Source organism: Escherichia sp. WS1152 (assembly GCF_046487665.1).
Lineage (GTDB): Bacteria > Pseudomonadota > Gammaproteobacteria > Enterobacterales > Enterobacteriaceae > Escherichia > Escherichia coli.
Genome location: NZ_JBJQJA010000013.1, coordinates 76,141 through 99,014, shown reverse-complemented (window position 1 = coordinate 99,014; position 22,874 = coordinate 76,141). Strand labels below are relative to the sequence as shown.

Sequence of the window (22,874 nt, the reverse complement as noted above, 5' to 3'; positions counted from 1 at the left end):
AGGAGTTGAGTATTTCTATAATGTAAATATGATTGTTTTTATAAAGTTATAATATATATTACCAGTGTATTGCATGTGAGTTATTTTTTTAATTCTTCATAAATTAAAATAGTATCATCTGCAATGGAAAGAATTGCTATTATCTCTTCATTTTTTTTATATTTTTCTTTTAATGTCTTGTTTCTTTCTTTTAATGGAGTACATTCATTAATAATATCATTCTTAGCTGTCATTGAGTCAGTTTCGATATCGAATGCTAAATCTACAAAGCAATAATCTACGTAGAACATAAATCTACGTATATCTTCCGGTATAGCAGTGGAAAAATAACGGTATTGCGTGTAAGTGGTTTGATCATCGAATTCGTCTGATTGTACTGAATATGTAAATGTGGCCAGTATAAATAGTAATGTTAATCTTAAATTTATAATAATCATTTGCTGGATATCTCATCTGGATTTTGAAAGTCAGAAATGTAAGCATTGTTTAGTTGCATGGCTCTTATTTTGTTTAACTCAGTATAGCATGGATATAGCCGAGAGAATGCCAGTCGCCCTACTCTGGCCCCCCAGGTTAGAGTAAAAGAGCATTGAGCAAATCTGTAACGTATAAATTCCCTATTAGAAGACTCTAGTCTTTTTAAAGAAATAACTGCTTCTTTTCTTATTGCTTCGTCCTCATCACTATTCCATTTTTGAATTTTCTCTTTTATATTTGCTTCTGCTTTTTTAAGTGTAATAGTGCTCATAATAAATGAGTTTTTAACACAATCAATAAATTCAACTTCATCAACACCACTACATTCTTTAGACATGGAAATGTCAAATGCCAGACCTTTTGTACATGAGAATGTCAGCAGTAGAATAATTGTTATTTTTCGCATTCTCATAATACTCTGTTTTTTGTGAGTAATGTATAAACGAACTGAAGTTTTATTGCATACTTGGGATCGCCACCACCATTATAATTCATCGCTACATTTTTTATTGTGATAGGTTTCCATCCAGTAATTATTACTTTCATGGATGCTTTTTGATAATATAAAATATCTCCCGGGTGTATTTTATCGAGATTTTTTCCAGGATTGTTTTTCGTTAAGTTAGGTATGGTCGTTTTTCTCTCTTTTCTGATGTTGTCAGCCAAATCGCCTTTTTGGACAATGGCGCTATATAGAGTTGAGTCATATTGATCGATAGTTGATTCTTCCTTTGTATTAGAAAGTTTCATCATTAAGTAAGTAATTGCTGCTTTGATATTCTCTTCTGGAGAGCCAGTTATTTGTTCTTTTGCCCAGTAATTTCTTTCTGGATCTTTTAACCCATTGAATGCTTTGTTTCTCCATTGTGGTGGGGTAACAAGGGCTGTAGATTTTTCTCCAGAGATTAAGGCTGGCATCGCTTTATCTTTCCGAAAACGACCAATTTGTAATGGATACCCATTCCACTGAGAAGTATTTTCCGCATCGTTTTCAGTCCAGAGCATGGCTTTTATTATATACCAATCCAACGGCTGAAAGTATGGAGTGCTGGACAAATGAATGTTGATTTCATTAACAGATTTTAAAATTAATAAGTCATATTTATTCCATTCTTTATGATTGCTCACAAATGCCAACTCTCTTATTTTTTTCCATTTAAAAAAATCACTTTCATCTTCTGTTATTCTTGATGCGAAATCTTGTCTTAGTTGAAATGGGAATTTTTCATTAAATAACGTACTGTCAGTGCTTGTATTTTTGCTTTCACTGTCTGATGTTGAAGAGTGTAAAATATTGTTAGCCATTATAATAATCCCATATGTTTTTAAAAAAGACGATCTTCCCATAAACTGTATGCACTAGTGCCAGCGGAACAATGCTCCCATATAATTGACTCATAACTGAAAGAAACTGACTCTTCGGGTTGAACGCTGTTATCAACAACAATATGTGATATAGAGACATGAATGTCGCTTATCTTTGCTCCAGTTAATTTGATTTTATAGTACAGTTCATTAATTCCAAATTTATTTGTACGATAAAAGGAAAAATCACATGTCAATAATTCATTGTCGCAAATTGCTTTGCCTAATAAGGGTGATGCTTTATCTATAGGTTTTTTTATTGTCAAATGATGATGGTTGACGTTTTGATCTCGATTTAATCCATGCATGAATTCATAAATCATAATTTGATCAATGTGTGCTGTTTGAGCTTTATTTCCAATGGATGGTTGTGATGAACAACCACTTGAAATGAGCCCTTGATTATCACCATTTAGTGTTAAATAAATTAAATTCGCCATTTAAAACTCCTTTGTATTCATGAATGTTATTGAAATTCAATGCCTTTTTTTATCGTCGGTATCGTATTATTATTCAGCAGCAGCCAGCGGCTTAACACGCCTTCGAGTCGCTCATTAATTTGTTTTTCCAGCGCATCTGTATTCTGCTTCTGCGCACGGGCATCCTGGTACTGCGTCAACAGAGACTCAACGGGTGTTTCCTGCCCCAGTCCCCGCTCCGCCTGCCAGATGACATTTTTGATATAGGAAAGGGTTAGTCCCTCTTTCTCGCGCTGCATCACTAGATCTGCAAAAGCATGTAAGTCCTGGCGGGTCTGCAACCAGCCACGCAACTGCGGGCTATTCTGTGCGCGGGTTTTGAGTGCCTCATTCCATTGTGTCGAGGCCTGTTGCTGTTGCAGGCTTTCCGGCCAGCGACTGTCGGCAACACGCATCATCTGCATCCCGGTTTCCAGCGGCTGTACCGGGGAGGTATCAAGAAGTTGTTGCAGCCTGCGCTCATAGTTTTCGAGTTCAGGTGAGGCCATCCACACCGTTGCTGCGCCCTGAGCGGTGTCGTTAACCTGTAACAGTTGCTGCTGCACCGGATAGACCTGCCACCACCACAATGCTGAGGCGACAGCCACTGAACAGGCGATCCCTGCGATAAACCCTCTTACCGTACTGCCTTGCTTTATCACACTGGCCTGTGGGGGATTCTCTGTCAGACTGCGCACTTCCACTTTCATCTCAGGCAGGCCGGGCAGGGGAGGCACTACCGCTTCTGGTGTGGAAGATGCCTGTGTTTCCGGGGCATAAATCAGCGTTCTGACCGTGGTCTGTGCGGCGTTCTCAGTGTTACTCTTCAGCTGGGGTTCAAGCCGTTTACGCGTGTTCTGCATAAAATAGAGCAGATTCTCCACGCGCGGAACGCGCTTCAGTTCCACCTGCTGGAGCTTATCGCAGATAAGCTGCAATGCCCGCTCTGTGCGGTAGATCAGTGGTAGGTCGGATTCCGCAAAGGAGATTTGCTGACGCAGAATATTGCCGGTTCGGGAGTTAAACCAGTCCAGCATTTCAGTACGCGCCGGGCCGCCCTGCGGCCAGAACTTATCCCAGTCGTGGCTTACCATTGCCGCCAGCAGTTCCGCACCTTCGCAGAATCCCGCCAGTCCCTGTGTCCGTGTCCGGGCAAGCGTATAGTAGGTGGCGGTGTGTAAATCCACACCGTTGGCTTTAAAAATCGCCAGCGCCAGCGACTCCACCAGTTTCCAGTTCAGCTCAGGCTGTGACGGGTGGCTGGCTTTGTTTATTTCCTCGCGGATGGCGCTGAATTCCGGCAGCCCGCGCGGGTCACTGCCGGTAACGATAGTTTGTGTCAGTACGTTACTATTCATCCCTGCTTCCTCAGTACAGTGTGTCTGACAGACCAAACTGGCTGAACAACCCACCGCTGAACGGGTTATCTTCCGTGTCGGTATGCACACGGTAGGTCATCGCGCCACCGTCCACGCTAAAGCGCACGGTAAAGTTGCCATCCTGTACTCCGGTCAGTTGTCCGGCCCCGAACAGGCGGAACTGCGCCCACGGCCCGCTGAAGCTGATACTGCGCGGTGCGCCACCGCTGGCACCAACCAGCGTCAGTTTGCTTTCGTTGCCTTCGCGCATATTGTTAGGCCAGACCAGATGGGCGGTATAGTTACGGCCCTGGCTGTAATCGACTAACTGACCGTCAAGGTTCAGTACGCTGCGGCGTTTGTTGCCGGAGAGCGATACCGTTTCCACGGCAAAGGATGTTCCCAGACCGTTCTGTTTGCTGAAGAAGATGTCACGGATTTTCTGCGCGGTTTTCAGTTGCGCAATAATATCTTCGCGAATAATGACGCTGTTATCGCCATCCTCCAGACTCAGGTCATTGTCGATAAACAGCTTCAGGTTCTGCTGGTAGAAGGTATCCAGTATGCCATCCGGTTTAAAGAAGCGTTCGAAGGCATCCAGTGAGGCATCCTGTGCAGAACGCGGATTAAACGGATAGTTATTTGCCAGTTGCTCGTTAAACGGTTTCACCACGCTGTCGCGCCAGTCCACTTCCATATAGTGAACGGCCTCCACCATCACCACATGCCAGGCCTGGTCAGCCAGCCTGCCAACCCAGCGGTTGAGCGGAGCAGGCAGCGTTTTTGCCATCTGGCGGGTGGCGAATATCGGATCGCTGCTGTTCTGATCAAGCCGTAACTGCACGGCTTTCAGCGCCGATTTCCCTGGTACAGGCGCGTTCTGGATTGCCAGCAGGTAGCGGTGCAACTCGGTGAGTTGCTGATATACTGCCTGCATCGTGCTTTCTTTGTCTTTCTGTACTGCCAGGGTACTGTTTTCCGGGGCGAACTCATGCCCGAGACGGGTGAGTAACTGGTAGTCCGGCTCTGCCAGGGCCTCATCCCGTTCTTTGGCAGAGAGTTTTTCAGAAAAGACGCCTGGCTGTGTGTTGTCACGCAGCACGGTCAGCGCCCGCTGCAAAGGCTGGTCGCCGCTGATAACCTGCTCCAGCGCCCCGGTCAGTTGTCCGATGGACTCAAAATTGCGGATATTCAGATTGTCCATCCCGGCCCGCCAGGTGGCGGTGTAGTCGCTGATATACTGCTCGGTGAGCTGGCGCTGGATTTCCGCGCGGTCGGCGTCACTGTATTTCACGCTGCGGGTAAGGTTAAGTACCCAGGAATCCATCGCCGTCAGTTCAACCAGTTCATCGCGCTGTTTTACAAAATAGCTTTGCAGGCCGTAACGGGTAAGAAACTGTGGAACAACCAGTTTGTTGTCATCGGCAGATGTAAACACCTGGTCAAAGGTTGGCCCTACCTGGTCACGCAGATTGAGGTCGGCAGGAAGAACGCCCAGCGCCCGCGTTTTCAGGCTCTGGTAAACCCGCTGGTAGACAGGCAGTTTGCTCAGTTCTTTCTGTGCTGATACCACGGGCTTGTCATATGGCGTCCAGCGGCTGATGGCGTCACCGTCGCCCGCCTGACGCTCTGCGTGCCAGTCAGTATGAGCCAGCGCGTAGTCAAGATGGGACATCAGTTGCGCCTGGATATCGCGCTGGCCGTGGAACTTTTCGCTCCAGCGTTTTGCCATATACTGCTTCACCACCTCATTGTTACGTCCGCTTTTGTCCTCCAGCATTCGCATCACGCGCAGCACCGCGAGTTTTTCTTCACTCTCCGGCGGCGCGGCATTCATCGCTTTAACCAGCCCGTTAAACAGCGAGGGCAGGTAACGTTGCTCCAGCAGTTGCAGATAGGTCTGTTCCACATAAGGCCCGATACGTCGTCCCTGGTACAGTCCCATATCGGCCAGACGGCTGCGGTCGCCCCAGTCGCCATAGGCCAGTGTGGCATCGCGTACCGGGTTCAGCAGCGGCAGTTGCAGGTTGCCGTAGTCATCTTCCCCCTGTGGAGGCGGCACATCCATAAATGCTTTGGCCTGCTTAAGCACGGTGATGCCGGACTGATAGTTACCGTTGTAATAGTGATGCCAGCCGGTGATGAGCAGCAGTGCCGCCACGCCTCCTGTGGTAGAGAAAACCGTCAGGCGGCGACGGGAACGCATCAGCCAGGCGCGGCTCTCCGTTGCCAGATTAGGCTCTGCGAGTAATGCCTGCGGGAACAGGCTGCGGGTGAAATAAGGCGCGGTGTCCACCAGAGGCCAGGACGCCAGTGGGTTATTGCCCAGCCGGTACTGGCGGGCGGCAGACTGGGTGAATATATCATCCATCTGTCCGCGCTGAAGTGAAGAGGTGAGATAGACACCACGCAGCATCACGTTCATATTTTCACCGTCAAGCAGACCCTCAAGCAATGACACCAGCGGTTCACGGCTTCCCTGCATCTGGCGGGAAAAACTGAATAAAGACGCGCGGGTGTGAGTCTGGGTGATCATCAGATCCGGCAACGCCAGATTCATTCGATCCACCCATGTCTGCCAGAACGCATTCAACTCTGTTCGCCAGTCATCATTTTCATGGGCACGGCGGGTGAACGTGACGCCCAGAATCGCATCGCGATCCTGTCTGTTCAGTGACTGAAACAGGGCGGCAAAACCCTGTAATAAATCAAGCCGGGTCAGTACCACGTAAACCGGTAACTGGCAGTGAAGATGCTGGCGTATATCCTGCAAGCGGCTGCGTAGCGTCTGTAACAGATGCTCGCGGCGGCGTTTGTCTGCGGTAAGCAGATCGGGTAAATCGAGTGTCAGAATAATCCCGTTCAGCGGCTGGCGCGCGCGCTTTTCTTTCAGCCAGCCGAGGGCATGTTCCCACAGACGGCGATGCAGGATATCCGCATCAGCGGGAGCGCAGAGTGTGCCGTCGATATCAAAGATAACCGCCTGTTTACCGACATGGGGCGTAAGGTACAGGCGTTGTTCTGTGCCGCGCGCGCCCTCCGGGGCATAAATAATGTCTGACGGAAACCCCTCGCGCAGCAGTGTCGTTTTGCCACTGCCCGCCGGGCCGATGACCATATACCACGGCAACTGCCACAGGAAACGGCGGTTGTCGAGATGGCGTTGCAGGCGCAGCAGCCAGCGGTCAAGGTAACGCTGCTGGGCGTTCAGCTCCACACTGAGCGGATCAATGGCCTCCTCGCGCTGCTGCTTTTGCATTTTTTCAAGTTGTTGCAGGCGCTTCATCACCCGGACGGTAAGCCACACCAGGGCGATAATCCCCCATGCCGCCGTTGCCAGCCAGCGGTTCGCCAGTGGTTTGAGCCACTGTTCTTCATACAGCGTCCACGTCGGGCCTTTCCACCAGATCCATACCAGCAGAAAAATCCACGCCAGTATCAGCAGCCAGAAAGCGGAGACTTTAAACCGGGGCATCGCCGGGCGTAGGGCTGATTTGAGTCCGCTGAGTAGTCGGGGTGTTGGTAATCTGAACACAAAAACTCCTGTTATCGCTTATTGTTCTGCCGTGAATTTTTGTTCAAGCTGCGTAAGTAATGATGGCTCCCAGTCAGACACCATCATCTGACTCCCTATCATCAACAACATCCGGTACTGTTGCTGCGCAAGCTGTATCAGCCCCGCCTCCTCCGTCAACTGTGCGGCAAGGTACTGGCGGTGAAACTGATCGCGGGGATCGCCTTCGGGTAGCATGTCCAGATATCGCAGCGCCGCCTCCAGACCCTGCCCAGCAAAACAGGCTCTGGCTGCCTGCGATTCCTCACCGATTTGCGCAACCGGTGCAACTTTGCCGTCGGGCGAAGCAGCCAGCCATTGTTTCGTCTGCTCACTGAGAAACGGTGTGCGGTCATTAAACAGCAGCCCGGTAAGCTGGGGCAGACGCTCAAGGAAGCGGATGACCTCATCGCGGATGGTGTCTGCCACCTGTTTGTAACCCAGACGCAGTGCCGTCTGTGCAGAAAGACAGTGACCGTCCAGCCAGTAAGGAGCCAGCAATACGCTTTTCTCAACCTGCTGCCACAGCGCCATATCCGCGCTGGCAAGCCGGGACTGGTAATCCGCCACCATATCGGCAGAGACCGCAGCCAATGGGGTACGTCCATCGCTTTCCGCCTGGGGTGTACTGGTGATGGATTGCCACAGGGCATGGCGGCGCAGGCGATAGCCCTGCGGCGAGTCCGGCTGGCGTTCACATAAAATAGCCGCCACTTTTAACAGCGTGTCGCGCCAGGCTTTGTCGTCGTGACTGTCGATGGCGATTTGGGGAGTCGGAGCACTGGGTTGCGTCACGCCGCTTTCAGACGTGGCGGTGGTCTGTGGTGAACTATCGGAGGCCGCCGGAGTGGGGGCAGGAGCCGGTGCCGCACGATTAAACGCACGCTGGTACAGGGCAAAAAGATCATCGGTAGCCAGTGCCAGTTCCGGGGCGTTATGTGACTGCCAGCACTGCGCCAGTTTCGCCAGTTCCCCTGACAGTGCGTCGCGCTGCGCTGTGGCGGCGTTCTGTGAAAAGCCTTCAATACCTGTTTCAAAGCGTTTAATGACCTGGCTGGCAAAGCGTTTTTTATGTGCCATATTCTGCGGCGCAGCCACCGACCAGTAATGCTCCACATACAGCGCCAGCAGGCGCAATGCGAGATGAGGATCACCGGCGTGTTGCAGGGTTCTCAGCAGATGCGCCAGCAGACGAAAGTCCTTACTCTCCGAAGCCAGAATGACCAGCCCCCGGCGCTGGAGTTCCGGGATATCCAGTTGACTGTGGGCCAGAGATCCCAGTTTGACGATTTCGCCGTCGATATACTCCCAGTCCGGGTTGTCATCTTTCAGCGCCGATGCCAGTTTTTCTTCTGGCAGGTTTTCCAGCAGGTGCGATATCCAGACATTCGGATCGCGTAAGTCCATTGCCATATTTTTATTCTCCCGCCCAGTGGCAGGCATCGCGCAGGGGGGCAATCGCCCTTGCCAGCCCGTCAATGTTAAAGGTCAGCTTTCCTGCGGCGTTATCTGCGCCGGTATCCACTGTCAGCGTTTTTGCGCCGAACAGTTGCTTAATTTCATCAATCCCGGACAGCCCCCGGCTGGACTCCAGCAGGGTGCCGTTCTCGCGCACAAACCAGTGGCTGCGCAATGCCCGGCTGTCGGCATTCAGAGTGACGGCGATATCATGGACATCCAGAGGGTGCATCAGCGCCACCTGCATCCTGGTGATATTGTCCACGCAACTGAACATCAGCACCGGGCGCGGCGGAACATGGCCGATAGCCGGGGTGGTTATCACCACCGTCGGGCGCTCCCCCGGCACCTGCGTCACCAGCAGTTCTGTGGTGTTGCCCTCGCGGCGTTTTTCCTGCTCTGTGGCGCGGGTCCAGGCCTCGCCCACAAAACCGGCTTTGACCAGCGCCCCGTCAAACCCTGACGGGGACAGCGGTGCCAGCAGGCGGTCATAGCAGTCAAGCCGCTCCAGCGCCGCGGACTCCCGCCGACAGGACTGCATGGCCTGTAACGTGGCTGTCGCATCCGGCGGGGTCGTGGTGGCGACGGCGACCGCCACACCGGCCATTGACGATGCTTCTGCGGGCGCGGCAGTGGCGGGTAAGCCCGTCATCAGGCCCGCGATAAACCATCCTGTCTGCCGGAAAACGCGCAACCTGCTCATAAAACCGTTTCATCCTTTGTGACGGACTCGTCGTTCTGAGCATCTTCCACGTCTGCCGTAAATGCGCCGTCCACTGCCGACAACCGAATCCGGGCAATCGCCGTGTTAGCCGCCATTTTCTGCAACAGCAGCAGCGAGAGCGGCGGTAGCATGTCGCCATCGATGACCGATTCCAGCATCCTCGCGCCGTTTTCCGCGCGGGTGACGCGGCTCATGATTTCGTCCGTCACTTCCGGTTCAATGACCACTTCTGCACCAAAGCGACTGCACAGCACGTTATCCAGACGGGCCAGTTTCCCGGCGATAATGGTGGCGAGCGTCTCTTTCGACAGCGGCAGATACGGCACCACTTCCATACGCGCCAGCAGGGCAGGTTTGAAGAAGTCGGCCAGCACCGGATACAGTACTTCCTGCATGGTTTCCGGGTCATCGGCATGCTCGACTATTACCTGGTAGCCGAGGTTGGACGTCAGGAAGAAGACGATATTTTTGCAGTCAATCAGGCGGCCTTCACCGTCTGCCATTTCGCCCTTATCGAACGCCTGGTAGAACAGGTTGAGCACATCCGGGTGCGCTTTTTCCACTTCATCGAGCAGTACTACCGAGTAGGGTTTCTGGCGAATCGCTTCGGTCAGTACGCCGCCTTCACCGTAGCCAACGTAGCCCGGAGGCGAACCAATCAGCCGCGAGACGGTGTGTTTCTCCTGGAATTCGGACATATTGATGGTGGTCAGGTACTGGTGACCGCCGTAGAGCAGCTCTGCCAGTTGCAGGACGGTTTCGGTTTTACCCACACCGCTGGGGCCAGCCAGCAGGAACGCACCGAGCGGGCGTCCCGGACGACGCAGGTCGGCGCGTGCGGTCAGTAGATGCTTATGCAGGCTGGCAATCGCCAGGTCCTGGCCTTTGATGGTGTCGCCCAGCCATTTCGGCAGGTCGGTGATGACCGACATTTCATTCTGCGACAGGCGGTTGAGCGGCACGCCGGTCCATTCGGCAATCACCGCCGCAATCTGTTTTTTATCGACGTGCGGGGAGACCAGCAACCGGTCGTTATGCAGGGCGTCCAGTTCGGCAGTGAGCTGGGCCAGCCGCTGTACCGGGGAAACTGTTTCAGCGGTCTCTTCCGGCTGTGTACTGCCCGCATCATCAGCCGGTGCGGTACCGGTATTATCCTGTTCTGACTCTGGCGGCGTATCCACTACGGCATCTGTGTCCTCTGTCACACCCAGCAATAGCTGGCGCAGCGCGATAATTTCCCGTACCAGCGTCTGCTGCTGGTGCCAGGCCGCTTCCAGTTCATCCAGCGCCGTCAGCGTTTCATCGTACTGCACCAGCACCTCAGTCATCCGTGAAGTGTCGGTACGCAGCCCGATGCGAAGCTCGCGCTCAAGCTGGCGAATTTCCGCCTCCTGCTGGTGGCTCAGGGTGGTCAACGCCGAGATTTGCTTCGGTGGCGATGACAGGTTGATGGCCACACGGGCGCAGGCGGTATCCAGCACATCAATCGCTTTGTCCGGCAACTGACGCCCGGAGAGATAACGCTCACTTAATGTCGCAGAGGCCTGCAAGGCGTCATCATCAATCAGGACGCCGTGAGACTGTTCATAGACCGCCGACAGACCACGCAGAATAATGGTGGCTTCGGCGGCGTTGGGTTCGCTGACCTTCACCAACTGGAAGCGGCGCGACAGGGCGGCGTCTTTCTCGAAGTATTTTTTGTACTCGCTCCAGGTGGTGGCGGCGATGGTTTTCAGCTCGCCGCGCGCCAGCGCCGGTTTGAGCAGGTTGGAGATATCCAGCCCGCCCTGCTGGTTGCCCGCGCCAATCAGGGTATGCGCTTCGTCGATAAACAGAATGACCGGCACCGGAGAGGAAATGACCTCCGCCATCAGCCCCTTGAAGCGTTTTTCAAACTAACCCTTCACCGATGCCCCGGCCTGCAATGCGCCCAGGTCAAGGGTCATGATATCGGTGTTTTTCAGTTTGTCCGGCACCTGGCCTGCCACGATGCGCAGTGCCAGCCCTTCAATCAGCGCGCTTTTACCCACGCCTGCTTCGCCCACCACCACCGGGTTGTTTTTACGGCGGCGGCAGAGAATGTCGATCATCAGGTCGATTTCGTGGTCGCGGCACAGTACTGGGTCTAGCCTGCCGTTACGGGCGTCTTCTGTCATGTTTTTGGCGTAGCGGGCAAGCAGGGTGTCAGAGGCGTCCGTCAGTGTGCCTGCGCCTTTACCGTCTGCATCCGGCACGACTGATTCCGCCGACTCCTGTGTCCACTGCACAAAGTCCTGTTGCAGACGGTCACGGTTAATGCTGGTCAACAGCCGGGCGGCAGCAGGCGGTATATAACGCAGCGGCGAATGCAGCAAGGCCAGCAGCAACACGCCGCCGCGCAGTTCGCTGTGCTGCATCTCAGCCGACGCCAGCAGCCAGCCCTCTTTAAGCCACTCAACCAGCATCGGGGAAAACGCCGGGTAGCTGTCCGCAGAACGGGCGGTTGTGTAGTTCTCTACCGTCAACGCCTGGCGCAACTCTTCCATGCCAATATCGCCCTGGCGGGTAATAACCCGCAGGTCACTGCGTGGCATGGCGAGCATCTGAATAAGCACATGGCTGACGGTAATTTCCGCTGCCTGCTGGCTCATACATTCTGAGGCGGCCATCTCCAGCGCCTGGCGGGAGAACAGGTTCAGCCGTTTTACCAGCGTGGGAAGATCAATCTGGATCATAAACGTCCTTATCGAAGTAATTTGTTTAGCTGGTGCAGGATGTCCTGCGTCTGGCTGTCCAGCCGCAACAGATAGAACAGGTAAAACAACGCCAGCACGACAACGCCACCACAAAAAATATGTTTAACAGTCAGGCGACTGATGAGCTGATAACGCCCGCCCTGGGTTTTTTTGTCCTGGTGTAACAGCGGGAAAGGGGCATCGCCGCGCAGTTTATGCAGAACGTGGTACAGACGGCGGTAGATCTGCTCAAATTCCCCCTGATCCTGTACTGCCACTTTGTAGCGCCCGCGAAATCCCAGAGAAAAACAGAGCCAGAGAAATTCCAGCAGATCCTGGTAACGTTTGGGTTCACGGATCAGGCGCTCCAGCAGGATGAAAACTTTCTCGCCACCCCAGGCTTCGTTGTGGAAATGGACCAGCAATGACTGCTTGATCCACTCGTTCTTGTTCGACCAGCCGTTACCGAGCGCCGCTTCATCAATAAACGTGCAGAGGATGTAGCGAAACGAGATAATCACGCCCGGTTCGTAGCCCTGTTCCTGAAGCAGTTGCTCCACGGCCTGAACATCTGTCACCACCTGAGCAAAAAGATGCTCCGGCATCGTCTGGCTGTTCATGGTGGAAAGGCGCATTACCATACCGAGTAGCGGCGTCGCCGCGTCGATCATCGGATTCAGGCTGTTGCCACGAAGCGCGAGATGGTAGTCGCGCAGGCTTTTTTCGTCGTATCCGGTAAATGGTGGCAGAGACAGTGACCCCTCATCCATCGTCTTACCCTCTTATCGCCCACAGTTGCATGTTCAGATCCGGGAAACTGCCGGATACATGCAGTGCAACGGCCCCGGCGGCAGCCATTTCTGTCCAGGCCTGGCCGCTCTTGTCGAGTTCGAAATAGCTGAACCCGGAATGGTAGGGAAGCTGGCGGGGGGCCACCATCAGTGCGCGCAGAGGAATACCCGGGATCTGCACACTGACCATATTGCGGATTTTTTCCGGCGAGGAAATTTTCGACTGCTGGATAAACTGACGCTGGATCTGATCGACAGGCATATTTGCTGCCACGGCCAGTACAAAGGTGGCAGACTGTAGCAGTTCCGAGTCATGAACATCGGCCTGCCAGATGCCGTCACGCAGATGCAGCGGCAGATTGACCGCTCTTGGCGACAGTACGGTATGCAGCGCCCGTTTGACTTCCGGTAACAGTGTTTTAAATGTTTTGGTCAGGTCATGATGATCATACACATCAAGCGGGCAGGGCAGGCGTGACGGCTCTGTAAAGGTCATCAGTTCACCCAGCAACCCGGCAAGATCAAGGTAGAAATCTTCCGGGTGGAGCTGGGATCGGCGGGCGCGATGGGTAAACCTGGTCTGGTTACGGTTAAGCAACTGCAACATCATAAATTCCGCCACATCCGCGATGCCGCTCTGCGCCGGAGAGCCAATACGGTTTGCCAGATCGCTTGCCCGTCCGCCAATGGCCCCCTGTACCTCTTTGAGATAAACACGCAGTTTCTTACTGACCTGAATATTCTGGCAGGAGGGGATAAAATCGTCATCCAGCGTCAGGGAGCCGTCGGCATGGCGATCGCTGATACGGCAAAGCGGGAGCGTAATATAGGCACTCATATCTTCTGCACCGCTCATAATGCGCGGCGTCAGTTGTCCCAGCGTCAGTGTTCGCGCGTCGCCTTCTTCTGAATGCAGATCCCGGACATCGGCATAATTCAGCCGGTAACGCCCGATTCGCCGCCCGTCGCTGATTTCATTTCTCACATCACTGGCGACCGGCAGAGCGAGGTAAATATTGCGGCTTCTTTCGTCCGGAAAATTTTGCGGGTGCAGCGGATCGGGCAGTGCGTCCTGGTCGGGGATAGAAAAGACGGTGCCGTCAGGCAGTGTGCCTGACGCGCTGTCAATCATGATCTTACCCTGCGCCAGCAGTTCATTGTTGAGGGTGAGTTCGGTAAATCCCCAGGATAAATCATTCATGGCCCGGAAACGCTGGTTATCCAGGTAGTCGTTGTAACGCTGCTGTTGCTGGAAATGGTGTGGGCGCATCAGCATCCCTTCCTGCCACATCACCTTGTTGCGGGTGGTTGCCATAATTATTCATCCTCTTTTTTCATTTCGATGCTGCTTTGACGTACATGCACCAGCAGGCGGTAATGGTGGCCGGTTCCTTCCACCGTCTCGATTTGTTTCCATTCAGTGGCCTGGTCATCGGAGAAATAGGCCACGACACCAATAAACTGCGTTTTCTCATCCAGCTTTATCGGCGGCAGGGTTTTGATGGTGTCCGGCAACAGGTTGAAATCCTGGTGGTCGATATAGTTTTTACCCAGCACATCCGGTAGCGGCGTACTGGCTATCTGGTCATAGTCGGCTGCCTGCAATTTTGAGTCGTCAGTCAGGTACACCAGTTGCACATCCACGGCGGCTGATTCACCCTCCGCATTGGTATTGGTGTCCGGTTCAGTCAGCAGGGTGACGGTTATTTCCGAAGGTTGCTCCTTCAGGCTCCCGACCTGGATATCCGGGTTTTTGATCACCTCGCTGATTTTTTTCGCCGTTTCGCAGCCGGTTAATATGACGCACATCAGCACGCAGGCCAGAAACGCCTTCCTGTTCATGCTTCCGGCTCCCGCTGTTTTTCACGAAGCACCCGGTCATAGACCTGGGCGTAGACCTCGTTAAACAGCATCTCAAACCCCTGCTGGCGATCGGAGGCCAGTTCTTCGTAATAATGGCTGTACATTTGCCATGCTCCGGCATCATCCAGCGGCTGGCGCAGTTCATGGCTGCGGCGGTACTGCACAAAGCGGCGCAGCAGATTTTGTGGTGAGAAAGCATCCAGCAGGACACGAAGCGACTCCACAATCGCCGCCCGGTTAGCTTCTTCGTGGTGGCGGACATTGCGCAGGCTTTCACTGACGGCGGCGGGAGCCGCCAGATGTACCGGGCTTTTACCTTCGGCAAACATCACGTCGAGCGCGGTGGCGTAATCCATGTTCAGGCGCAGCGGGTTATCTTCCAGCGGGCGCAAATGTTTGTCTGAGAGGCTGTTACGCTGCTGCTGCAAATCGAGCAGACCTTTTATTGCGGCCTGTAACGTTCGTCCGGCCTCCTCCAGAAAATCATCCGCATCGTCGGAATTGCTCACGGTAAGCGAGCCGCCAAGACCGCGCAGTAAGGGGGTGACCGCAAGGTGGCGTTGCGCCATTTCTGCCGCAGAGATGTCATCATTATGATCGCCAGGGCTGGCATAAATGGGCGGCAGATCCATAAACGGAGTATTGATCCCCCCATTACTTGCCGGATCGGACAGCGGTGCCGATGGCCGGACAGCCGCAATGCCTGAAAGCGGATCGCCCGTGGTAATCAGGCTTTCGGACTGAAGTGCCTGGAGTGGATCGGCAGAAAAACCGTTTACCACGGTGTCTGCAAGCTGGTGCCGGTGAGTCATTCCCGGATAGTGTGGCGCACCCTCCGTTGATAGCAGGGTATCCGTGAGCATATCGCGATTGGTAACGATGGTTTCGGGAGTGGCCATTTCCTCATCGTAATGGGGAATATCTCCCCGGTTCAGATGAACCCTCACCATCAGCCGTCCGATCTGGATCTCATCGCCCTGGCGCAACTGTATCAGGTCTGATGTTGCTGTGACTTTTGCCTGATTCAGCCACAGTTGTGCCGTCTGCGGGCGTAGACAAAATGTGCCATCGTGCAGGATAACGGTAAAAGCCTGGGCCGGAATGCTCTGCTGACGATCCTGTACCGACCAGTGGCATTCGGGGCCATGGCCGACATTTCCCTGCTGTGTGAACAGACAGCGCGCCGCCCGCCCGCTTTCCAGCTCACTGCCGTTAATGACCTGCAATGAAAGCGTCTGTAGTTTCTCTTCCGGCATATTCTGCTCCGTGATTATCATAATTTACGACCGTACCCTGATGGTGACTGAGGGTCGTTCTTCCGGTGTGCCGAGGAAGCTGGTCCAGCCCAGCAGCGCACTTTTGTTATCGCCCAGGCGCATTGCGCCCACCTGCTCCGGCGCCAGCCCCAGATGTAAGTCCCAGGCAAGCTGATCGCGCAGGATGAAGGACACGAACATCGTCAGTGGCAGGAAGTTTTCGCCGGACGGCAGAAAAGAGAGGAACTGTTTTCGGGTCAGGCTGGTAATACTGAGCTGGAATTTTCCGCTGAGATCGGGCACTCGTGTACCCAGAACAAAGTTGCCCAGTACCGATCTTCCCGCCAGTTTTTCGCCATTTTTAAGAGAATAGCTCCCCAGACTATTTTGCTGATCCGGTTCAATATCCACCTTGCGACGTTGCCAGTTTTGCAGCGTCACTTCTGACAAATCAAAGCAGTGGGACACCAGGCCACAGATAATTTCCGGGGATCGTCCCGGATTTGCCAGGATCCCGGAATACGCCAGCATTTTGCTGTGATTAATCGCCAGCTTATCGCGAAGCTGGCGGTGGCCCAGCCCGACAAGGGAGTACATGCGCTGCGAGAACGCATCCACACCGCCGTTACGAAAACTGATGTGATAGCGGTACTTACGCCAGATATGCCAGACAAACTGGGTCAGGCGGTGGCTGAACATATCCAGAAAATCACCTACCGGACTTTGTTCATGTACCGCTTTCCAGGCCAGGTGATCGAGGTAATAACCGGGGAGAGGCGACTGGCTCCCCTGTAACCCCATAAAGGTGGTGGTCATCCTGAATGCCCCTGACGTATCCCGTTTCAGCGCACTGATATCACTGCACGGGAAGGCAAGGCTGGCATCGGCGCTGAAACGCAGGGTTTCCTGTGCCGGATCGTCGCGCAGGGATAATTCTGGCGTCCCCTTTTCACCCTTTGCCAGGCGGTGCAACAGCTCCGCCATCGCAAAAAAATTGTAAGAGCAGGCATTATGGAAAACCTGTGCCAGCGGATCATTCTGCTCTTTATCTGCCGGGGGATTTCCCGGACTCAGATAAGAGGATGCTGCCCGATTCTTTCCGTCCATTTCCATGTCTCCTGGCTTTCTGTGTTCACAACGGTCAGCATGTGGAATGAGTTAACGCTGGCGTACAGCGACAGAAAATGCGAAAGCACCGTACCGAGCAGATACATTTCCCCTTCACAGACAAACGGCTCCGGGTGCAGATACAGCGTGGAGGCCAGTCCCCGGACGGGAATACCCGTAAACAGGCGATCAACGGGGCGGGTCTCCAGACGCTCAATGGCATCCAGCTTTTGTTGTGACAGCCGCGCCGTCTGCGGATGGTGGATTGCGTGGCGATCAAAGTTGGCGATGACCTGCTTCAGCGCGTCCGTATCCAGTAATGACAGATAATTCAGGTTCATGGCGGAGAGCAGGGACCAGTGCAGGCTGCCATCAATGACCGGCCAGAGTGGTTGCGTCGGGCGGGTAATGTTGCGAAAGGAAGCAACAGCCGCATTTTTACCGGTTGTGCCGGTGATATCGCCGGAACGAATTTGTGACGGAAGCTCACGGTTGGTACAGGTCAGCGATACCGAAACCACTTCATTACTGAGCAGAGATTCGTCTGACGGATAACTGCCATCAGCATGTATAAAGGCAAGGGTATGATCAAAGCCGCGATGGAACAGGGATGTTTTGGTCCGGTGATGCCAGTACACCACTTCCCGCTTCCGGCTGTATTCCATCTGATGGCTGAAACTTTCAAAGGCTGGCCACTGGCGCGCGGCCTGCGTCGAAACAGGACGCCCCAGATCTTTTTTCCTGAACATATCCTGGACCTGGCTCACCACACTGTTAACGGAAAATACATCGTAATGTTGTGGGTAATGGCGGCTGGGAACCAGCGGATAGTCTGCCCGCCGGTTGTCCAGCGTGATGGCTTCTGCATGGTGGATAAATAAATTAATGGCAGGTGCGCAATACAGGCGCAGGGAATCGCGGCGCAGCCGGATGTCCACGGGCAAAGGGCGCGAAAAACGCAGTTGCAGGGTAAAGAATTCCGCCTGCAATCCGTCAGGCAAAGCCGGACAACCACAAAGATCAAAAAAGAGAAACGCATCGGGGTAACAGAAATACTCCTGAAGGATCCGGTAGCCGCTGTGGACGTTTTTCGGCCAGGGCAGCATGGCATCCTGCGGCTCAAAACCGACAGCTTTTAGCATAAACTCAGGCAGGCGAATATGCTGTTCACCCATAGTCAGGTCGGCACCCTGCAAGTATTCGCAGAACCATAAATAAAGCTGGTCACGGGTATAGTTGTCGTCATTGCCGAGCCAGAAGCGAAGTTTGTTCAGATCCAGCGTGCGGAAGTCCGTTCCCGGTGCGACCGAAAAGGTGATGTTGATAACACCATTACGGGTCGTACTGCGGTTTTCAATCTGCTCCAGGCGAACGGGCAGCAGCCAGATATCCCGGCAGAGGGTGAAGGTACAGGGAGGCGGCTCCTCCTTTTTAGCATCAGAGGGCAGCACTTCATCAACTCTGATTTCCCCGGCGTTGGTTGTAAACTGCTCATTACGGGGGATTAACACCGGTACAGAAGACTTATCCATATCCGGCGTATATTCAATAAGGGTCATTGCCGGAACCGGACGCAGGTAATTAGGCCATAGCATCTTAATAAGCCCGTGCGTCAGTTCTGGGAATTCATCCTCAATTTTCTGGCGGAGATTGCCGGTAAGAAAAGCCACCCCTTCCAGCAGGCGTTCAATATCCGGATCCGCATCTTTTTCGGCCAGGAAGCGGGCCAGATGGGGTTTTTCCGTTGCCAGCAGCTTGCTAAGCTGGCGCAGGTAATCGAGTTCTTCCCGAAAATAGCGTTCTTCAAATTCCATTTGTCAGTCCACCCGGTAATGCTGGCTGCCATTCGGTGCCATATCAAATTCAAGCACCTCATGCGTTTCGTTAAATGTCACCCAGGCTGTAATATGAAACGTCATATCCAGCGGGCTGGAGGCGGATGAAACCACTGCCTGCACTTCAGCGTGTGAGATCCGGGGTTCATAGCGTTCTATACATTGCTCGATGGCCCGACTCATGGATTCGCGGAAGTTTTCAGCCCCTTCCGGTTCATCAATGCCCAGCTCAGGCGCACCCCGGCAACTACCGGACCGGGTATTAAGAATGTTTCGTAGGTTCTGGCGAATGGATTGCCTGAGCGAATGAATACTGCCTCCCTGCCGGTTTCTGGCCGAAGAGGCTTCCATACGCTCAAAAAGAGAACCTGTGGTTCTTTCCCGATTCGGTAACATGGTGTGTTACTCCCTGTCTAACCGGCCAACCAGGGAAAGCTCAAAATTTGCCCCCATAAATTTAAAATGAGGTCTCACGCTTAGCGCAACCTGGTACCAGCCGGGTTCGCCTTCTACATCCATAACCTCAACTTTGGCAGCGCGCAGAGGTTTGCGGCTGCGCACGTCTGCAGGCGGGTTTTCCTGGTCGGCAACATACTGACGGATCCAGGTATTAAGCTCTCTTTCTAAGTCGCTCCTTTCTTTCCATGACCCCAGTTGTTCACGCTGCAACACCTTGATGTAGTGCGCTAACCGATTGATGATGAAGAGATAAGGAAGCTGCGTACCCAGCTTATAGTTGGTTTCTGCATCTTTTCCCGGAAAGTGCTTCGGTTTTTGTACCGAGTTTGCAGAGAAAAAGGCTGCATTATCAGAGTCTTTACGCATGGTAAGGGTGATAAAACCCTCTTCAGCCAGTTCAAATTCGCGGCGATCGGTGACCAGCACCTCGGTTGGGATTTTGGCCTGAATCTGCCCCATCGTTTCGAACAGATGCACCGGCAGATCTTTCACTGCGCCGCCGCTTTGCGGACCGATAATGTTTGGACACCAGCGGTATTTGGCAAAACTGTCTGCGATATTGCATGCCAGCATCCAGGCCGTATTACCCCACAGATAATCTTCGTGGTTCTGGCTGACATCTTCGTAATAGTTAAAGTTCTTAACAGGGTTATCTGTTGGTGAATAGGGCTGGCGAAGCAGGAAGCGGGGTGCCGTAAGCCCTAAATAGCGCGAATCTTCCGAGTCACGCAGGGCGCGCCATTTGGTGTAGGCCGGACCTTCAAAGATGGCATAAAGATCTTTGATATTAGGCAGTTCGGTCCACGAGTTCAGCCCCATAAACTCCGGGGAAACGGAGGACAGGAACGGTGCGTGCGCCATTGCGCCCACGGCACTGACGTATTGCAGCAGTTTCATGTCAGGCGCGGTATTTTTGAACTCATAAGCGCCCAGCACGGCAGCGATGGGTTCACCGCCAAACTGTCCGAAACCGGACGAATAAACGTGCTTATAAAATCCGGACTGAATAATTTCTGGCGCAAACTCAAAGTCTTCCAGAAGTTCCTGCTTGGTGACATGAAGCACGTTGACCTTGATGTTTTCACGGAAATCAACGCGATCCACCATGGTTTTCAGTGAGCGCCAGAACGACTCGACCTGCTGAAAGGCAGGCGCATGGATGATGACATCCATCTGGCGGCTGATGCGTTCATCAATATCTGCAATCATGCTGTCCACGGCCAGTTTATTGACCGGTTCGGCAGATGCAGTGGATTGCAGGATGCTGGCAATAAAGGCTGTCACACCCTGGCGGGCAACGTCATAACCTTCCGAACCGGGCTGAATACGGGTCTGTGCCATGATTTGATCAAGCAGCGACGATGCCTGCTCAGGCTGCCCGGCATGACTGGAAACGAGTTCCTCTTCCTGTAAAGACATACTGAAAATCCTTCTGTTTTAGCTGTGTTTCTGAAACCGGCTTTTCGCCGTCAGTGAAGTACGCGCTGCCAGTGCGACGCGCTCTGCTGAAACTCACAAAAATGGATAATCTCATCCAATAGATCACTGATACGGCGATCCAGTGTTGTAATCAGCGCAGCCACACCATCCTGGTTGATTTCAACGGACGGGCTGAAACATACCTGGTAAACCACCTGCAGAATGTCTGCAACAGAGAGGTGGTATGTCCCGGAGATATTTTTGTGTGCCGTCATGCCTGGATAACCCTGTTTAATGAAATAGTGGTGGTTATTTATTGCTCACCTGGCCGATTTCTTTGAGCAACTGCTCGCGGGACTCTTCATTTTCCAGCAATGCCTGGAGCTGGGTACGGAATGCCGGAAGGTTACCCATCGGCCCCTTCAGTGCAGTCAGTGCTTCACGCAGTTCCAGCAATTTATTCACTTCCGGAACCTGCCGGGCCACGCTATCTGGTGAAAAATCATCCAGTGACTTGATATTCAGCGCCACATTCAGCTCATCGTCCGTTGTGCTTCCCTTCAGCGTGGCGGGGACGGTAAAATTGAGGCCAATGGCTGCTTCAGCCATCACTGCACCGAAATTGTGCTTGTTAACGGAAACTGCCTGACGTTCATCCAGTGAGGATGTTTCCTGCGTATTTCCGGTATCGCCGACAACGAGCATGTTAAGCGGAAGTTCCACTTCAGCCGTCTGGCCATCTGTTTTTGGGACATACGATATATTAATACGTTCGCGAGGCGCGACGCTGCCTTCAAATTTTTTGCTCATAAAAGTGATCCGTCATGTTATCTCGTACAGGCCATGAACACGGCATATTCGTACCGCAAAAAATATCGGAAATGCCGCCTTGATGGCGGTGAAAATAAAATCACCACTCCTTCATCACCCCGCATTTTACGCTTCAAAATAAATAATAAAAGGACTTTTTATCGATCGTAAAGAGGGGTATTCTGCAAGCGTTAAATAGATTGTATGAACCTGTGCAATTCGCGTCAGGTGTATTATGGCAATAATTTAAATATAGAGTTTTTTATGTATCTTATTGAATTATATAATAATTTTATTAAACATAAGCTAATCTAATGATTGCTTGTTTATATATTTGTTTTGTGATTGATTAAGTGGGTATTTTTAAGGAATATCTCAAAAATTATCAAAATGATAATTCAGAAAGGATAAATACAATATTTATTCATGATTCAGCTTTGGCCATTTTATGGAGGCAATACGGACTTTGAACAGTTGGGTATGGTTATCCAGATATATATTATTAAGTTATTGCTGAATAAGAGATTTAATGATTTTAAAAATAGTTTTTACGACAACCGTAAATTCTAGCTCGGTTTGTATGTAAAAAATACTGAAAAATGATGCGGTTCCGTGAAGTGAGCTGCATCTGCCTGCCTGGGATTAACGGCAGGTCATTGTAAGTAGTAATTAACCACGTTAACAAGGAGTTTACAAATGCCAACACCGTGTTATATCTCCATCACTGGTCAGACCCAGGGAAATATTACTGCAGGTGCATTTACCGCTGATTCTGTCGGCAACATCTATGTGCAGGGGCACGAAGACGAGATGCTGGTGCAGGAATTCCTGCATAACGTTACTGTCCCGACCGATCCTCAGTCCGGTCAGCCTGCGGGTCAGCGTGCTCACAAGCCTTTCATTTTTACCGTGGCGCTGAACAAAGCGGTTCCGCTGATGTACAACGCACTGGCCTCCGGCGAAATGCTGCCAACCACTGAACTTCACTGGTGGCGTACCTCTGTGGAAGGCAAACAGGAGCATTATTTCACTACCCGCCTGACTGATTCGACGATTGTCGATATGAAACTGCATATGCCGCATTGCCAGGACCCGGCGAAACGCGAGTTCACCCAGTTGCTCGAAGTTTCACTGGCCTACCGCAAAATTGAATGGGAACACGTCAAATCTGGCACCTCCGGTGCCGACGACTGGCGCGCACCGCTGGAAGCATAAGTTAAGCCAACA

General features: G+C 52.6%; 18 protein-coding genes and 3 pseudogenes. 1 reads left to right on the top strand and 20 read right to left on the bottom strand.

Features of this window, described 5'->3' with window-relative positions; genetic code table 11:
* Positions 1 to 80: 80 nt before the first annotated feature.
* The 20 genes and pseudogenes from ACJHW7_RS18680 to tssB form a co-directional block, all read right to left on the bottom strand.
* Complete coding sequence (locus ACJHW7_RS18680) at positions 81 to 437, bottom strand: hypothetical protein (protein WP_000583961.1); 357 nt, start codon at positions 435 to 437, stop codon at positions 81 to 83.
* Positions 434 to 883, bottom strand: a complete 450-nt coding sequence (locus ACJHW7_RS18675; RefSeq protein WP_021556437.1) for a DUF1311 domain-containing protein — start codon at positions 881 to 883, stop codon at positions 434 to 436. Before ACJHW7_RS18675 ends, ACJHW7_RS18680 begins: the two co-directional genes overlap by 4 nt.
* 2 nt (positions 884 to 885) lie before the next feature.
* Entirely contained in the window at positions 886 to 1,482 is a 597-nt protein-coding gene (locus tag ACJHW7_RS18670) for a hypothetical protein (RefSeq protein WP_000964776.1), read from the bottom strand.
* Between the two features lie 81 nt (positions 1,483 to 1,563).
* Positions 1,564 to 1,782, bottom strand: a pseudogene (locus ACJHW7_RS18665) (hypothetical protein); the annotation flags it as partial.
* Between the two features lie 20 nt (positions 1,783 to 1,802).
* On the bottom strand, positions 1,803 to 2,282 hold the full coding sequence (locus ACJHW7_RS18660) for an Hcp family type VI secretion system effector (RefSeq protein ID WP_001284959.1): 480 nt from the start codon (positions 2,280 to 2,282) through the stop codon (positions 1,803 to 1,805).
* Positions 2,248 to 3,658: pseudogene (locus ACJHW7_RS18655) on the bottom strand (VasL domain-containing protein). Before ACJHW7_RS18655 ends, ACJHW7_RS18660 begins: the two are co-directional and overlap by 35 nt.
* Positions 3,659 to 3,668: 10 nt before the next feature.
* Complete coding sequence (gene tssM, locus ACJHW7_RS18650; protein WP_122987911.1) at positions 3,669 to 7,103, bottom strand: type VI secretion system membrane subunit TssM; 3,435 nt, start codon at positions 7,101 to 7,103, stop codon at positions 3,669 to 3,671.
* A 108-nt stretch (positions 7,104 to 7,211) separates the two neighbouring features.
* Entirely contained in the window at positions 7,212 to 8,624 is a 1,413-nt protein-coding gene (gene tssA, locus ACJHW7_RS18645; protein ID WP_040234512.1) for a type VI secretion system protein TssA, read from the bottom strand.
* A gap of 4 nt (positions 8,625 to 8,628) precedes the next feature.
* On the bottom strand, positions 8,629 to 9,372 hold the full coding sequence (gene vasI / locus ACJHW7_RS18640; protein ID WP_000088863.1) for a type VI secretion system-associated protein VasI: 744 nt from the start codon (positions 9,370 to 9,372) through the stop codon (positions 8,629 to 8,631).
* A pseudogene (tssH, locus tag ACJHW7_RS18635) lies at positions 9,369 to 12,107 on the bottom strand (type VI secretion system ATPase TssH). The gene vasI and the pseudogene tssH overlap by 4 nt, the downstream one beginning before the upstream one ends.
* 8 nt (positions 12,108 to 12,115) lie before the next feature.
* A complete protein-coding gene (gene icmH, locus ACJHW7_RS18630; RefSeq protein WP_000343294.1) occupies positions 12,116 to 12,877 on the bottom strand; it encodes a type IVB secretion system protein IcmH/DotU in 762 nt (253 codons plus the stop codon).
* A gap of 4 nt (positions 12,878 to 12,881) precedes the next feature.
* On the bottom strand, positions 12,882 to 14,213 hold the full coding sequence (gene tssK / locus ACJHW7_RS18625) for a type VI secretion system baseplate subunit TssK (RefSeq protein ID WP_000246440.1): 1,332 nt from the start codon (positions 14,211 to 14,213) through the stop codon (positions 12,882 to 12,884).
* 2 nt (positions 14,214 to 14,215) lie between these two features.
* Entirely contained in the window at positions 14,216 to 14,740 is a 525-nt protein-coding gene (tssJ, locus tag ACJHW7_RS18620) for a type VI secretion system lipoprotein TssJ (RefSeq protein ID WP_001080153.1), read from the bottom strand.
* Positions 14,737 to 16,017, bottom strand: coding sequence for a type VI secretion system-associated FHA domain protein TagH (tagH, locus tag ACJHW7_RS18615; RefSeq protein WP_001113711.1), 1,281 nt, complete (start codon positions 16,015 to 16,017; stop codon positions 14,737 to 14,739). The genes tssJ and tagH overlap by 4 nt, the downstream gene beginning before the upstream one ends.
* Before the next feature lie 24 nt (positions 16,018 to 16,041).
* Positions 16,042 to 17,124, bottom strand: a complete 1,083-nt coding sequence (gene tssG / locus ACJHW7_RS18610; RefSeq protein ID WP_000348793.1) for a type VI secretion system baseplate subunit TssG — start codon at positions 17,122 to 17,124, stop codon at positions 16,042 to 16,044.
* On the bottom strand, positions 17,088 to 18,938 hold the full coding sequence (gene tssF, locus ACJHW7_RS18605) for a type VI secretion system baseplate subunit TssF (protein WP_000393832.1): 1,851 nt from the start codon (positions 18,936 to 18,938) through the stop codon (positions 17,088 to 17,090). The genes tssG and tssF overlap by 37 nt, the downstream gene beginning before the upstream one ends.
* Before the next feature lie 3 nt (positions 18,939 to 18,941).
* The gene (gene tssE, locus ACJHW7_RS18600) at positions 18,942 to 19,355 is read right to left on the bottom strand and encodes a type VI secretion system baseplate subunit TssE (RefSeq protein ID WP_040234514.1); all 414 of its coding nucleotides are present in this window, start codon (positions 19,353 to 19,355) and stop codon (positions 18,942 to 18,944) included.
* Positions 19,356 to 19,361: 6 nt separating this feature from the next.
* Positions 19,362 to 20,837, bottom strand: a complete 1,476-nt coding sequence (gene tssC / locus ACJHW7_RS18595; protein WP_000056978.1) for a type VI secretion system contractile sheath large subunit — start codon at positions 20,835 to 20,837, stop codon at positions 19,362 to 19,364.
* A gap of 50 nt (positions 20,838 to 20,887) precedes the next feature.
* Entirely contained in the window at positions 20,888 to 21,112 is a 225-nt protein-coding gene (locus ACJHW7_RS18590; protein ID WP_000123970.1) for a hypothetical protein, read from the bottom strand.
* A 34-nt stretch (positions 21,113 to 21,146) separates the two neighbouring features.
* Positions 21,147 to 21,647, bottom strand: a complete 501-nt coding sequence (tssB, locus tag ACJHW7_RS18585; RefSeq protein WP_000037397.1) for a type VI secretion system contractile sheath small subunit — start codon at positions 21,645 to 21,647, stop codon at positions 21,147 to 21,149.
* Positions 21,648 to 22,343: 696 nt separating this feature from the next.
* Here tssB and ACJHW7_RS18580 point away from each other — a divergent pair.
* Positions 22,344 to 22,862 carry an Hcp family type VI secretion system effector gene (locus ACJHW7_RS18580; protein WP_001142958.1) on the top strand — a complete coding sequence of 173 codons (519 nt, stop codon included), beginning with the start codon at positions 22,344 to 22,346 and terminating at the stop codon, positions 22,860 to 22,862.
* Positions 22,863 to 22,874: the final 12 nt, after the last annotated feature.

Coding starts and splice junctions, on each gene's coding strand:
- ACJHW7_RS18680 (WP_000583961.1), bottom strand. CDS start 437: ATGATTATTATAAATTTAAGATTAACATTACTATTTATACTGGCCACA.
- ACJHW7_RS18675 (WP_021556437.1), bottom strand. CDS start 883: ATGCGAAAAATAACAATTATTCTACTGCTGACATTCTCATGTACAAAA.
- ACJHW7_RS18670 (WP_000964776.1), bottom strand. CDS start 1,482: ATGCTCTGGACTGAAAACGATGCGGAAAATACTTCTCAGTGGAATGGG.
- ACJHW7_RS18660 (WP_001284959.1), bottom strand. CDS start 2,282: ATGGCGAATTTAATTTATTTAACACTAAATGGTGATAATCAAGGGCTC.
- tssA (WP_040234512.1), bottom strand. CDS start 8,624: ATGGCAATGGACTTACGCGATCCGAATGTCTGGATATCGCACCTGCTG.
- vasI (WP_000088863.1), bottom strand. CDS start 9,372: ATGAGCAGGTTGCGCGTTTTCCGGCAGACAGGATGGTTTATCGCGGGC.
- icmH (WP_000343294.1), bottom strand. CDS start 12,877: ATGGATGAGGGGTCACTGTCTCTGCCACCATTTACCGGATACGACGAA.
- tssK (WP_000246440.1), bottom strand. CDS start 14,213: ATGGCAACCACCCGCAACAAGGTGATGTGGCAGGAAGGGATGCTGATG.
- tssJ (WP_001080153.1), bottom strand. CDS start 14,740: ATGAACAGGAAGGCGTTTCTGGCCTGCGTGCTGATGTGCGTCATATTA.
- tagH (WP_001113711.1), bottom strand. CDS start 16,017: ATGCCGGAAGAGAAACTACAGACGCTTTCATTGCAGGTCATTAACGGC.
- tssG (WP_000348793.1), bottom strand. CDS start 17,124: ATGGACGGAAAGAATCGGGCAGCATCCTCTTATCTGAGTCCGGGAAAT.
- tssF (WP_000393832.1), bottom strand. CDS start 18,938: ATGGAATTTGAAGAACGCTATTTTCGGGAAGAACTCGATTACCTGCGC.
- tssE (WP_040234514.1), bottom strand. CDS start 19,355: ATGTTACCGAATCGGGAAAGAACCACAGGTTCTCTTTTTGAGCGTATG.
- tssC (WP_000056978.1), bottom strand. CDS start 20,837: ATGTCTTTACAGGAAGAGGAACTCGTTTCCAGTCATGCCGGGCAGCCT.
- ACJHW7_RS18590 (WP_000123970.1), bottom strand. CDS start 21,112: ATGACGGCACACAAAAATATCTCCGGGACATACCACCTCTCTGTTGCA.
- tssB (WP_000037397.1), bottom strand. CDS start 21,647: ATGAGCAAAAAATTTGAAGGCAGCGTCGCGCCTCGCGAACGTATTAAT.
- ACJHW7_RS18580 (WP_001142958.1), top strand. CDS start 22,344: ATGCCAACACCGTGTTATATCTCCATCACTGGTCAGACCCAGGGAAAT.